This is a genomic window from Shewanella sp. SM73 (assembly GCF_025653795.1).
GTDB classification, from domain to species: domain Bacteria; phylum Pseudomonadota; class Gammaproteobacteria; order Enterobacterales; family Shewanellaceae; genus Shewanella; species Shewanella oncorhynchi.
Window position 1 is genome coordinate 349,677 of the sequence record NZ_JAKKRY010000002.1, and the last position, 12,640, is coordinate 362,316.

General features: G+C 46.6%; 12 protein-coding genes. 5 read left to right on the forward strand and 7 right to left on the reverse strand.

From position 1 onward, the window contains the following. Positions 1–104: 104 nt before the first annotated feature. Positions 105–3,011 carry an RNA polymerase-associated protein RapA gene (gene rapA, locus L5M51_RS04715; RefSeq protein ID WP_263171806.1) on the forward strand — a complete coding sequence of 969 codons (2,907 nt, stop codon included), beginning with the start codon at positions 105–107 and terminating at the stop codon, positions 3,009–3,011. A gap of 223 nt (positions 3,012–3,234) precedes the next feature. Next, positions 3,235–4,137, forward strand: a complete 903-nt coding sequence (locus L5M51_RS04720) for an alpha/beta hydrolase family protein (protein WP_263145658.1) — start codon at positions 3,235–3,237, stop codon at positions 4,135–4,137. Positions 4,138–4,172: 35 nt separating this feature from the next. Here L5M51_RS04720 and L5M51_RS04725 read toward each other — a convergent pair whose 3' ends face one another. Further along, a complete protein-coding gene (locus L5M51_RS04725; RefSeq protein WP_263145490.1) occupies positions 4,173–4,979 on the reverse strand; it encodes a crotonase/enoyl-CoA hydratase family protein in 807 nt (268 codons plus the stop codon). A gap of 562 nt (positions 4,980–5,541) precedes the next feature. Between L5M51_RS04725 and L5M51_RS04730 the strand changes: the two genes are divergently transcribed. Together L5M51_RS04730 and L5M51_RS04735 are read left to right on the forward strand one after the other, a co-directional pair. Beyond that, positions 5,542–6,537, forward strand: coding sequence for a response regulator (locus L5M51_RS04730; protein WP_028759518.1), 996 nt, complete (start codon positions 5,542–5,544; stop codon positions 6,535–6,537). Positions 6,538–6,555: 18 nt separating this feature from the next. Continuing rightward, entirely contained in the window at positions 6,556–7,530 is a 975-nt protein-coding gene (locus L5M51_RS04735) for a sensor domain-containing diguanylate cyclase (RefSeq protein ID WP_113939163.1), read from the forward strand. Positions 7,531–7,612: 82 nt separating this feature from the next. On the opposite strand, the gene rraB is transcribed toward L5M51_RS04735, so the two are convergent. The 6 genes from rraB to L5M51_RS04765 all read right to left on the reverse strand — a co-directional run bounded on the left by rraB (position 7,613) and on the right by L5M51_RS04765 (position 12,223). Then, positions 7,613–8,020 carry a ribonuclease E inhibitor RraB gene (gene rraB, locus L5M51_RS04740; protein WP_263145488.1) on the reverse strand — a complete coding sequence of 136 codons (408 nt, stop codon included), beginning with the start codon at positions 8,018–8,020 and terminating at the stop codon, positions 7,613–7,615. Between the two features lie 43 nt (positions 8,021–8,063). Then, positions 8,064–8,807, reverse strand: coding sequence for a 1-acylglycerol-3-phosphate O-acyltransferase (locus L5M51_RS04745; protein WP_219234754.1), 744 nt, complete (start codon positions 8,805–8,807; stop codon positions 8,064–8,066). Positions 8,808–8,969: 162 nt separating this feature from the next. After that, positions 8,970–9,770 (reverse strand): metal ABC transporter permease, encoded by an 801-nt coding sequence (locus tag L5M51_RS04750; protein ID WP_168827353.1) that lies wholly within the window; start codon positions 9,768–9,770, stop codon positions 8,970–8,972. Positions 9,771–9,774: 4 nt separating this feature from the next. Next, entirely contained in the window at positions 9,775–10,683 is a 909-nt protein-coding gene (locus L5M51_RS04755; protein ID WP_263145484.1) for a metal ABC transporter solute-binding protein, Zn/Mn family, read from the reverse strand. Then, a complete protein-coding gene (locus tag L5M51_RS04760) occupies positions 10,667–11,851 on the reverse strand; it encodes a hypothetical protein (RefSeq protein ID WP_105250297.1) in 1,185 nt (394 codons plus the stop codon). Before L5M51_RS04760 ends, L5M51_RS04755 begins: the two co-directional genes overlap by 17 nt. A gap of 81 nt (positions 11,852–11,932) precedes the next feature. Then, the gene (locus tag L5M51_RS04765; RefSeq protein ID WP_219234755.1) at positions 11,933–12,223 is read right to left on the reverse strand and encodes an ABC-type zinc uptake system zinc chaperone; all 291 of its coding nucleotides are present in this window, start codon (positions 12,221–12,223) and stop codon (positions 11,933–11,935) included. 288 nt (positions 12,224–12,511) lie between these two features. On the opposite strand from L5M51_RS04765, the gene L5M51_RS04770 reads away from it, so the two are divergent. After that, positions 12,512–12,637 carry a hypothetical protein gene (locus L5M51_RS04770; RefSeq protein WP_105250299.1) on the forward strand — a complete coding sequence of 42 codons (126 nt, stop codon included), beginning with the start codon at positions 12,512–12,514 and terminating at the stop codon, positions 12,635–12,637. Positions 12,638–12,640 lie beyond the last annotated feature (3 nt).

Below are 12,640 nucleotides of genomic sequence, written 5' to 3' on the forward strand. Positions count from 1 at the left end.
CTGGGAATTAGGCTCTAACGGGTGAGAGGGCGATTTAAATATCACGAGTATTGGTATAACATACGCGCCCTTTGTTAGAGTCCGCCTAGAAATGAGAATTTAAGATGCCGTTCGCCTTAGGTCAACGTTGGATAAGTGATACCGAGTCAGAGCTTGGTTTAGGAACTGTGGTTCAAGTAGAAGGCCGTATGGTCACTGTATTATTCCCTGCCACGGGTGAGAACCGTATGTTCTCCCGAGCAGAAGCCCCTCTGACACGCGTTATATACAATCCCGGCGATTCGGTTGAAAGCCATGAAGGCTGGAGCCTTGCGGTCAGTGAATTGACCGAGAAAGACGGGATAGTGATCTATCACGGCATTCACAGTGAGACAGGCGAGCAAGCTACACTGCGTGAAACCCTGCTGAACCACAATATTCGTTTCAACAAACCCCAAGACCGTTTATTTGCTGGCCAAATCGATCGCCTCGACCGTTTTGGTGTGCGTTATCAATGCCAAATGTTGCGCCACAAACTGGCCTCATCGGATTTGCTGGGTCTGCAAGGTCCACGCGTTGGACTTATTCCGCATCAAATGTGGATTGCCCATGAAGTCGGCCGTCGCTATGCACCGCGTGTACTGTTAGCCGATGAAGTGGGTTTAGGTAAAACCATTGAAGCAGGTCTGATTATTCACCAACAACTGCTGACCGGCCGCGCCGAACGCATTCTGATTATCGTGCCCGATACTCTGCGCCATCAGTGGTTAGTGGAAATGCTGCGCCGCTTTAATCTGCGCTTTTCGGTATTCGATGAAGACCGTTGTGTAGAAGCCTATGCCGATCACGACAATCCTTTCTACACAGAACAGTTAGTGATTTGTTCACTCGAATTACTGCGTAAGAAAAAACGTCTTGATCAAGCCCTAGATGCCGATTGGGATCTGTTAGTGGTTGACGAAGCGCACCACTTAGAATGGACCGAAGAAGCGCCAAGCCGCGCCTATCAAGTGGTTGAAGCATTAAGCGAAGTAATCCCAGGCGTTTTACTGTTAACCGCAACGCCGGATCAACTCGGCCATGAGAGTCACTTCGCCCGTTTGCGTCTGCTCGATCCGGATCGTTTCTACGATTACGATGCCTTCCTAGCCGAAGAAGACAGCTATAAAGACGTCGCCATTGCCGCCGAAGCCTTGGCTGGTAACGCTAAATTACCCGATGCCGCCATCAACAGCTTGACCGAATTACTGGGCGAGAAAGACATCAGCCCAAGTATTCGTTTAATCCAAGCAGACGGTATTGATGCCGAAGTACAGCAAACTGCTCGCAGCGAATTACTGCAAGAATTACTCGACCGTCACGGTACTGGCCGCGTCTTATACCGCAACAGCCGCGCCTCGGTAAAAGGCTTTCCAAAGCGTTTCTTTAACGCTTATCCCCATGCCATGCCAGATCAATATCAAACTGCCGCACGTGTCAGCGGCATGATGGGCGGACACAAGTCATTAGAGGCGAAAGCGGCGCAAGCCCTAAGCCCTGAAAAACTGTATCAAGAATTTGAAGATAACAGCGCCAGTTGGTGGAAGTTCGATCCCCGTGTGGATTGGTTAATCGAGTTCTTAAAATCCCACCGTAACAAAAAAGTGCTGATCATCGCCAGCCAAGCGGAAACCGCCCTGAGCTTAGAAGAAGCCCTGCGTACCCGCGAAGGGATTCAAGCAACGGTATTCCACGAAGGTATGTCGATTATCGAGCGCGATAAAGCCGGCGCTTACTTTGCCCAAGAGGAAGGCGGCGCACAGGCGCTGATCTGTTCTGAAATTGGCTCTGAAGGCCGTAACTTCCAGTTTGCCAGCCACTTAGTGCTGTTCGATCTACCACTAAACCCCGATCTATTGGAACAGCGAATCGGTCGTTTAGACCGTATCGGCCAGAAAAATGATATTCAAATTCACTTGCCATACCTTGAAGATACTGCCCAAGAACGTTTGATGCAGTGGTATCACCAAGGGCTGAACGCCTTTGAACTCACTTGTCCGAGTGGTCATGTGCTTTACAGTGAATTTGCCGAGGATCTATTAAACGTGCTTGTGGGTGATGACAGCGATGAGCTGACAAACCTGCTCAATCACACCCAGAGCCGTTATAAAGAACTCAAGCACGCCATGGAGCAAGGCCGCGATAAGCTGCTGGAAATCAACTCACACGGCGGCGAGAAGGCACTGGCAATCGTCAACCGCCTTGCCCAAAGTGACGGTGATACTCATTTAATCGGCTCAGTGATCCGTCTGTGGGATATTATCGGTGTTGATCAAGAAGATAAGGGTGAAAACTCGATTATTCTGCGCCCGAGTGAGCACATGATGTTCCCAACTTACCCTGGCTTGCCAGAAGATGGCGTAACAGTGACCTTTGATCGTGACACAGCGTTATCACGCGATGATATTACGCTGATCACCCAAGAGCATCCGCTGGTGCAAACGGGACTCGATCTGATCACAGGTTCTGAAACTGGCACCACCAGCGTCGCAATTCTAAAAAATAAAGCCCTGCCAGCAGGTACCTTATTCTTAGAACTCATCTACATGGCCGATGCTTCAGCACCTAAGTCGAGCCAGTTGTACCGTTATTTACCGCCTACCCCCATTCGCGTGCTGCTGGATAAAAACGGTAACGACCTATCGGCAAAAGTGGATTACGCCAGTTTCGATAAGCAATTAAGCGCGGTGAATCGTCACATTGGCGGCAAGTTAGTCACGGCATCTCAGCCTATTTTGCATCCGCTATTTGCTAAGGGTGAAGAATATGCTCAAGTGGTTGTCGATGAAATGGTCGCCCAAGCCAGAGAGAAAATGACTCAGCAACTGGGCGCAGAGCTTGATCGTTTAGAGTCACTCAAGGCGGTGAACCCCAATATCCGTGAGGAAGAATTGGAATACCTGCGCAATCAGATGCAAGAGTTAAACACTTATCTAGATGCCAGCCAGTTACAACTCGATGCGATCCGTATGGTGCTCGTCAGCCACGTATAGACCCAAGCGGAACAGCAGGTTTCCATCAATTAGCCCAGCCTCAGCGTTGGGCTTTTTTATGCCCTGTGGCTTTCGATTCCAAGTGGCCTTTTATTACAAGTGACTTTTTATACTAAATAACAGGTGCAATTCTTTGGCGAGGAAAATTCACTTTTTGGTAATTGTTCAGGTTATACTCAAACACTGATGAATTTATGAGACTACACAGGTGGTTATCAATTCTATGCCGCGCATTCTTTCACTCCTCTTTTGCCTCATTCTCGGCATCACAACCATCGCTACCTACGCGGCAGACACGACAACAACTCCGCCAACATCTGTGCCAGCCGAAATCAGTGCCAAAAAGTCGAATCACAGCTATCTACCCACAAATGAAATTAAACAAATCACGATTGATAATCAGCCCTACGATTTGTTAGTGCGACCATGGGAAGGTAAAAAGAAACTTGGTGCGGCGATAATCCTGCCCGCCACCAATGGTACCGCAGACGCGCCGGGATTGATGGCGTTTGTACGCCGCAATATCAATCCTGCCGGTTGGGCCAGCTTAAGTTTAACTCCGCCAACTGAAATGCCCGCAGCTAACTTTGCTACCGCCGCCACTGAAGTGACCTCGCCTGGCGCCGCGCAATTAAGCTCACCGTCCAACAAACCAAGCCCTAAAATCAAGCCCGAAGATAACAGCAAGCATCTGCAAGAGCAGGAAGATTTTCTCGTCAAAAGCATGTCGCAGTTAGATGCCGTCGGTGCAGATTATGCGGGAAAACGTATTTTGATCACCGCCGACCAAAGTGCAGGATTATTGATTAGCCTATTAAGCCAGAAGAAGATTGCCGATCCTGATGTGCTGATCGTCATTAATCCCTATCGTGAGGACGAACAGCGTAATCAAGCACTCGCAGAACAACTAGCAAAACTTACGCTGCCCATTTTAGATATTCAATCGCCAGACGGTCACCCAGCCTCATTGGAGACGGCCGACAATCGCAAAAAACTCGCGGTGACCTTAGAAAGCCCTAACTATCGCCAAACTACCCTAGCGCTCAATTTAGATAACGAGAGCGCATGGCAAAATTGCTTAAATGCGATTAAAGGCTTTTCAGCCCGAATGAGCGGCGCGCAGTAAAAACGGCGATTTAAGCTAATTCAGACAAAATAGTATTACCAACCCGATTGGCGATCCCGATAGGGCTTCTGCGGATCTTTCAACTGACGCGTCGCCGCTATCTTGCTATTTTTGCCTAACAATAACCGAATCTGACTAATAGACTCGCGGCACAGCAGGCTACGAATAGAAGCAGTCCAACTGCGATTAATACTAAGTTTGATGGCCGCAGCCGCATCCGGTGAGGTTTGCATCAGTTGCCGCGCCAGTTGTTGCGCCGCTTCCATGGGCGTCTCACTCACTTGTGTCACGAGTCCTAAGGCCAGCGCTTCATGACTCTCCAGCACTTTTGCCGTCAGGCTAAGTAACATGGCTTGATCCTTAGGCATAATTTGCCTTAATGAGACTAACCCCGCCATATCTGGCACAAGTCCCCATTTCGCTTCCATGATAGATAACTTACTGTCGTGGCTAGCAATACGCACATCTGCGCCTAAAGCGATCTGCATACCGCCGCCATAGCAACAGCCCTCAAGCACGGCAATCACTGGCACAGGCAAGGTTTGCCAACCTAGTGACACCCGCTGTGCCAAATTCGCATTCCCTGGTAAGCCCTTAAACAGTAACTTAACTGCCTGCATCGGTGCCGACATGACGCTTTTGACATCGAGCCCAGAGCTAAAATGCCCACCCGCTCCCGAGAGGATCACGGCTCGCACCGCACGATTGGATTTAATACTTTTAATCGCGCAGTCAAGCTCACTAAACATTAAATAGTTAATAGCATTCATTTTTTCAGGACGATTAAGCAACACATAGGCGATGCCATCATCGATTTTAACTTGTACACTTTGGCCACTCATGAAATATTCCGTTACTGGTCAGTCCAGAATAAATGTTAACACGTTTGGCATAATTCACTAAAAGATATAACATGAGCCTGTTTTTTGACTTGAGTCAAAATATTGCCAATTCCATCATGGATTGAAGGCAACTTATGTTAGGCTGTCATCACTACGTGCAGTAATCCTAATGTATTTTTCGATTAGATAGCCTTAGCAAGCTCAATAATTAAGCGTATTTAACCGCTAGCTATTTAACTACTAATAATCGACACCAGTATCGCAATGCTACCTGCAGCGAAGGATGATTGGGCAGCAATATATGGATTCTATAGTCCTTTTTTAGTCACTATATCCTTGTTATTTACTCAACATTAGCTAGTTCGATTTAAGATTCTGCATGATTTGATTCAACAATGATTCAAATTTTAATGCCATCAGAAAATATAAATTTATCAATGATATCTATAAGTTACATATAAAAGATATTAATCAGACTTGCCCGAAGAACGCAATTCGTCAGTCAGACCTAAAAAATAAGTGTTATCTTCAATAAATGGGCAAATAAGGATCACTAGTCAGCATGTCAATATCTGTACTCATCTGTGACGATTCCGCCATGGCACGTAAGCAAATGGCCCGCACACTCCCCAAAGAGTGGGATGTGGAAATAACTTATGCGACCAATGGTGCCGAAGGCCTTGATGCCATCCGCGCTGGAAAAGGCGAAGTGGTGTTTCTCGATCTCAACATGCCTGTAATGGACGGTTATGAAGTACTGCAAACAGTGCAGCAACAGGACTTACCCGCGCTGATTATTGTGGTATCCGGCGATATTCAAATCAAAGCTCACGAGCGGGTTAAAGCCTTGGGTGCGTTAGATTTTATTCAAAAACCGGTGAGCGCCGATGCCATCAGCAACATTTTACAAGATTACGGCATCTTAACGCTGACGCAGAAAGATCTCACCGACGAAGTCCCGATGATCAAAGTCGACATGCGCGACGCTTGCCAAGAAATAGCCAACGTTGCCATGGGACGCGCCGCCGATCTATTAGCTAAGTTACTCGATGTATTCGTGTTACTACCTATCCCTAATGTGAACGTGCTTGAAGTCAGTGAGTTAACCATGGCGCTCAAAGCCACGGAAGAAAGCTCAACGGTATCCGCGCTCTGCCAAGGTTTTATCGGGGCGGGTATTGCGGGAGAGGCCCTGCTATTGTTCCATGATTCCAGCTTTAAAGACATGGCCAAGCTGATGGGATTAGCTAATCCAGAAGACAAAAATACTGAGATAGAAGTTCTAATTGATACTGGAAACGTACTGATAGGCGCTTTCCTTAACGGCATTTCTGAACAGCTCGACATGAAATTTAGTCAGGCTCACCCTGTCGTGCTAGGACGGCACTGCACGGTTAACGATCTGATCCATGATAATTCAGAGAAATGGCACCGAACTTTGGCAATGGAGATCAACTATCGGATTGAAGATCATAATATTCAATGCGATTTGCTACTGCTCTTCACCGAGGATTCTATCCCCACACTTAGCTATAAACTCGGCTATTTACTCGATTAACCAGTTGGATTTTATCCTATGTCAAATGACCAAAGCGCAATGAACGAACTACACTGGCTCATCGATATGGTACAAACCATAGAGGTGGGATTAGTGGTATTAGATCGCCATTACAATATCCAGCTGTGGAACGGTTTTATGGAGAATCACAGCGGTGTTTCCCCTAATTCGATCAAAGGTCAAAACCTATTTACCCGCTTCCCCGATCTGCCTGCCACTTGGTTAAAGCAGAAAATGGAATCGGTTTTCATGCTTAAAAACCGTGCTTTTATCAGCTGGGAACAACGTCCGTACGTTTTCCAATTTAAAAACTATCGCCCGATTACAGGCCGTGCAGACTATATGTACCAGAACGTGACCCTGCTGCCGCTGGCATCGCTCACGGGACAAGTGACCCATATCAGTGTGATTATTTATGACGTGACAGATATCGCCATCAACAAATTGCAACTTAAAGCTGCCAACGAGCAACTCGAACGCCTTAGCCAAACCGATGGTCTAACTCAGTTGCATAATCGTCGTCATTGGCAAGAGTGTTTAGACCACGAGTACGACTTGTATGCCCGCTACTCAGGTATGGCAAGTTTAGTCATGATAGATATCGATAACTTTAAACATATCAACGACAGCTATGGCCATGTGGCGGGTGATAAAGTCATTCAGCATATCGCCCACTTACTCAGCCAATCCTTACGTGATACCGACTGTGCAGGGCGTTATGGCGGCGAAGAATTTGCGGTTGTATTGCCTAAAACCAGCGGCGCAGATGCGATGAACTTTACCGAGCGACTCAGGGAGAAAATCGCCGCATCCGTCATAGTGTATGAAAGCCTGAAGATTACTGTGACGGTAAGTTTAGGCGTATGTGAAATTGGCTCCCATATTACCAGCAGTTCTAGCTGGATCTCCTGCTCCGATAAAGCCCTGTACGAAGCGAAACAAAAAGGCCGTAACTGCAGTGTTTTACATACGAGTAAAACAAGTAAATCCTAAGTATACCCAATAAAAATGCCCATCAATGATGGGCATTTTTATTTAAAACAAGTGAAGATTAAACTAGAGATCCGCCAACGAATTAATGAGGGAAACCATCGTCTTCATCTTCTTCATCTTCTTCGTCATCCATTTCATCGCCGACGAAATAGGTGCCCCAACCGTCATATTCCACTTTCTGTTTTACCGCTAATTGCAGCAGTTGTTCTGCGGCTTTATCCAGTAATTCAACTTCTAGTTTGTGGTGCGCGACAGCATCGAAACAGAAAATAATTGAACCATCTTCTAGTTCCATTTCTTCAGCGTCGTTTACCTCAAAACCTAATTTGAAGGCATCCACAGCCGCTTTTTCAAGACGGTCAAAATTGGTCGATGAAAAGTGATGCTCAATAATATATTCCGCATCAGGCTCTGAGCCATCGTCAAGCAGGGCTTGCACTATGTCACGATTCTCTGCAAGTTGGGCTTTTAACTGACTTTCAATAGACATGGATTTGTCTCCGTTAAGGTAAATCTGGCTCAAATTGGCGCTATTATACGTCATCACTCGCGAGAGTTTTACCCATAAGTGCTGCCGCTTCTTGATTTATCTCAGCAAATCTCGCCGACATGCTGGCATGGATTTGCGCAGAGAAGTTTTTCACATCGGCTTTATCTAAACTTGCGGTCGGCACAGGTGCCATCATATCGATGATGACGACACCATTATTCCAGCGATTTAACTTAATATGGCTCTGACACGAAGCAACCACTGGCACCACTGGCACTCCCGCCGCGATTGCAGTATGGAAAGCTCCCGCTTTAAAAGGTAACAGACCACGACCACGCGAACGTGTACCTTCAGGAAAAATCCATACGGATAGATTCTTCTGCTTAATTTTTTCAACCGTTTTAGCCATAGTATCAAAGGCACTGTGACGGTTTTTACGGTCGATAAGAATATTACCTGACAACCAATAAATTTGACCGAATAGCGGCATCCACGCCAAACTCTTCTTGCCCAAACTCACTGTACCTTTAGGAACTGCTGTCGTATGAGTAAAGAGATCAAAGTTATTCTGATGATTTGCTAAGAAAATATACGGGCCGTCCTGCACATCTTCGTGCCGGCGAACAATCACTTTAATCCCAAGGATTGGCGCAACCGATGAGAAGATCTTGGCGAACATATGTACATTGTCGCGATGGCGAGGCCTTAATAAACACACTAAGCCACCAAAAATAAAGGCAAGCAACAAAGATACCGCCAACAACATTGATCTGACGATTAAAAGCACGATTTACTCCGACTGTAAAAGTGGCGACAGTATAGCCACCATGGCTTTGGGACTCAATATATTGTTTACATCTGTAAGCTGACTTGCTAACAAGCAAGCAAAAAAAGCCCATCGATATACTGAACCTCCAGTGTATCGATGGGCTTTAAGATTAATATCGAACTAAGCGTGGTGCTTGGGTAGGATTTCAGACTCAGTTGCCTGAGGCGAGACTTTACTTAACACAAAGCGGATCACTAAGGCACTCACGGCCAAAGTCGCGACAATTGCCGCACCACTAGGGAGGTCTAAGGTCGCCGATAGAACTAAGCCCAAAACATAGCCCAGTAAACCGACGAGGTAAGCGTAAAATAGCCGACCTTTACCACGGTACTTGTTCAACGCTAAAGCTGGCAATATCAAGGTACTGAACACCAGATAAACACCTACTAATTCAACCGATAAGGTAATCACTAGCGCAAATAGCAGATAAAATCCTGCCCCGTCCAACATCTGGGGGCGCAGGAATATCGCTAATAACACCAGTGAATACACTACAGCCGGCAAAATCAGTTGTGACCAACTCACCCACAGGATCTGACCTGACATCAATTGCTTTAACAACTCCGCGCCGTGTGGGTCGTTTGCCAGCAACAGCATTGCGGCTACCGCAGACAAGACGTAAAAGCAGCCAATCATAGCCTCTAACTCACCCGCCATCCGCTTAGCTAACCAAGCGATAAAACCTGCACCAGCAAGGGCAAATACAGCGGGCATCCACACATTAGAAAAAGGGATATCTTCTAATCTGTGATCCATGTGAGCAACGATGGCACCTAAGGCTGCAACTTGCGCTATCGCTAAATCGATAAAGATGATGCCACGCTTAAGTACTTGTCTCCCAAGTACAATATGCGTCGACAACACTAAGATCCCCGCAGCCAATGCAGGCAACAGAATCGACATCAGCTCAAGATCAAACATAGGTTTATTTCACTCCATTTAAGAGGGAAATCACGCTGTCATACAGGCTAAATAAATCTTGGCTCTTATCATTCCCCCCCACAGACATAGGCAGCATTACCACGGGCAAGTTCGCTTTTTCACCCAGCCATTTTGCACCGCGCTCATCCTGATAAGATGCCACAACTACGGCCAGAATATCCCCCTGCTCGGCGCGCGTCAGCAGACTCGCTAAGTGGCCGCTAGTGGGAGCTAAACCCGGTTTTGGCTCTAAATCTGCCACTTGCTCGATACCAATCCAGTTGAATAAGTATCTGAAGCTTGAGTGGTAAGCGATCACTTTTTTACCTTGTAATCCCTTAGCTTGCGCTTCCCAACGCGGGACAGCAGCTTGCCAGCGAGTGGTAAAATCTGTCAGTGACTGTTGATAATCGGCCGCACCAGCAGGATCTAACTGAGTCAGCTTCGCACTCAATGCCGTGGCGACTTTTAACAGTCGCGTCGGGTCAAAATGAATATGTGGATTGCCTTGAGCATGCACATCACCCATGCTGCGATCGACAGTGGCCAGTTTATCTAAGGTCTCGATTTGATCGGCGGCGAAAAATAAGCCTTGATCGGTCGAGCGCACTTTTGCGTTTGCCGACTTCATCTGCAGCATAGGCAACCAACCCACTTCAAGATCGGCACCTGCGCACACCACAAGATCCGCCTGACGCATTTTAGCGATCAAACTCGGACGCGCCTGCACTTGGTGAGGGTCTTGTAATGCCGTCGTTGCCGAATAGATGCTAGCCGTTGGAGCAAGCTCCTTGGTCAATGCCGCGTATTCAGGTTCACAGGCAAACACATTCAGCTCGGCATGGGCCAAACCAGTATAAGTGACAGATAAGGCCACAGCGGCCAATTTAGCTAAATTAGAATTGATGCGCACCGTGAGCCCCCAGAGACATAATGTATTGAATAGTGAAGATGTTATCGTCTTCAATTCCGTCGAAGTTAGTACCCTTTTGATTGGTATACTGGAAACGAACCGTCGAGAAGTGGCTAGAATGCCAAGCCAAACTCACCTCAGATTCCTTCAACTTTTGCCCATGAAAATGATCGCCATGGAGCTCTTGCGTATCAGCTTCACCGTAACGCACACCCGCTGACCAGCTCGGCGTGAATTGGTACACACTGCTCAGATACCAACCTTGGTGGTAATCTTGGCTCGGAGCATCCTCAGGATGTAAATCGATAGGTGTAAAATCGCTCACGCGATAGTACTCACCGCTCACAGTGAGATTTTGATATTTGTAGTTACCGTTAGGCGCCCACTTATAAACAAAATCAGCACCATAGGTATTTTTACCTGTGTAAGATGCGGCATGGCTATGACCTTCGTGCTCATCACCATGGGCATGCTCATCTTCATGTTCCCCTTCTTCATGGGCAGTCACTTGGCCATTTTCGTTGCGCAAGTAACTCAACCCCGCTTGCCATGAGCTATTATCGCCTATGTCGCCACCTATTTTTGAGTACAAGGTATAAACACCGACCTTCTTAAACTCACGCTCACCATGCTCATCGGCAGCACGTAAACTATCGCCCTTAAAGGCTTCAACGCCCATGGTCCAATACAAGTCCGTCGGCGCTACGTAGTTAAAACGTATACCGTCATCAAAATAATGTCCCCCTAAAAATGCACGGTAAACCACAGGACGGTCGGTGAAGGAATCAGTATGTAAATGTTGGTTATTGAGGTAACCAATGTCCGATAAGAAACGGCCACCACGGATAGAAAACCCCGCTGGCATCGCCATGGTTTGAATAAAGGCTTCTTCCAGATTCAGTTCAGTCTCACCGTCATGCATTTCAACTACTGCGGTGATTTTACCGTAAAACATATCATCGATATTGGCACTCATCGCCAGTTCAGTTTCACCTAAACCAAAGCCATCTGGACTCTCGGCTAATGGGCGTTCTCCCGTCTGATAATATCCATTTAGCACACCACTGATATTAGGGTTGGTCAAGCTCGAGTCTTCTGCAAATAAGCTAGGCGAAACGAGCGCACACGCCAAAGCCACCAAAGAAATTCGGGTATTTAAAACAGTCATGATATCTCCAAAATACAACTAGCACTCGACGACCGATGTTAAGTCATCAAGAAATACAATAAGTTAAAATTTTAAGTTGATTTAGAGAGCGAAGGGAGGCGCACGACTGCGATAAACACTGACGTGTTCAAAAATAGAGGAGGGTAAAATAAATTCGACCACATCGAAATGCTGTATAGCTAAATTCAGCGTCAGCGGATGGGTCAATAAAATCTTGTTGAGTTGGTGCTGATGGAAGCACAGGGTACAGTGAGTCTTAGCGCCATCATCAAGATGGGTCACACTATGGGCTGAGGCAGCAAGAGACAGCAATATCAGTACGGCAGCAAGCCATACCGAAATTGTGCGTCTAATGTGACTTTTAAGTCTCACTCAGTCGTCCCCATAGTTAAAAAGTTGCATAAGTCTATGTCAGTGCAATAGCAAGTTGCAATAAGGTAATCGCTTTGCAAAAGGTTACAAGATATTTGAGGTACCCAGTCTTACCAATAACTCCTTGTATCAATAGCGGTAGGATCTTGCGAGAACTCAGGTAAAAAAACGCATTTAAGATTAGCTTAAGTGAGTGTAACTATAGTGTATTTAGTTTTTATGTCTGCGAGCACAATGACGAAATCAAGCTCGATATGGCTCCGTTTTATCCACCTAAAGGCAACTATTATGCTAGCATTTTTTCGTGAAAACTTAGGGCTTATCTTAGGGATAGTCATCTTCAGCGCGGTGATATTTGGTGGTATTTATTACGTTGAGCACTCCTTAACGAGTCAAGAACAAGTCGTGCAGTAAACA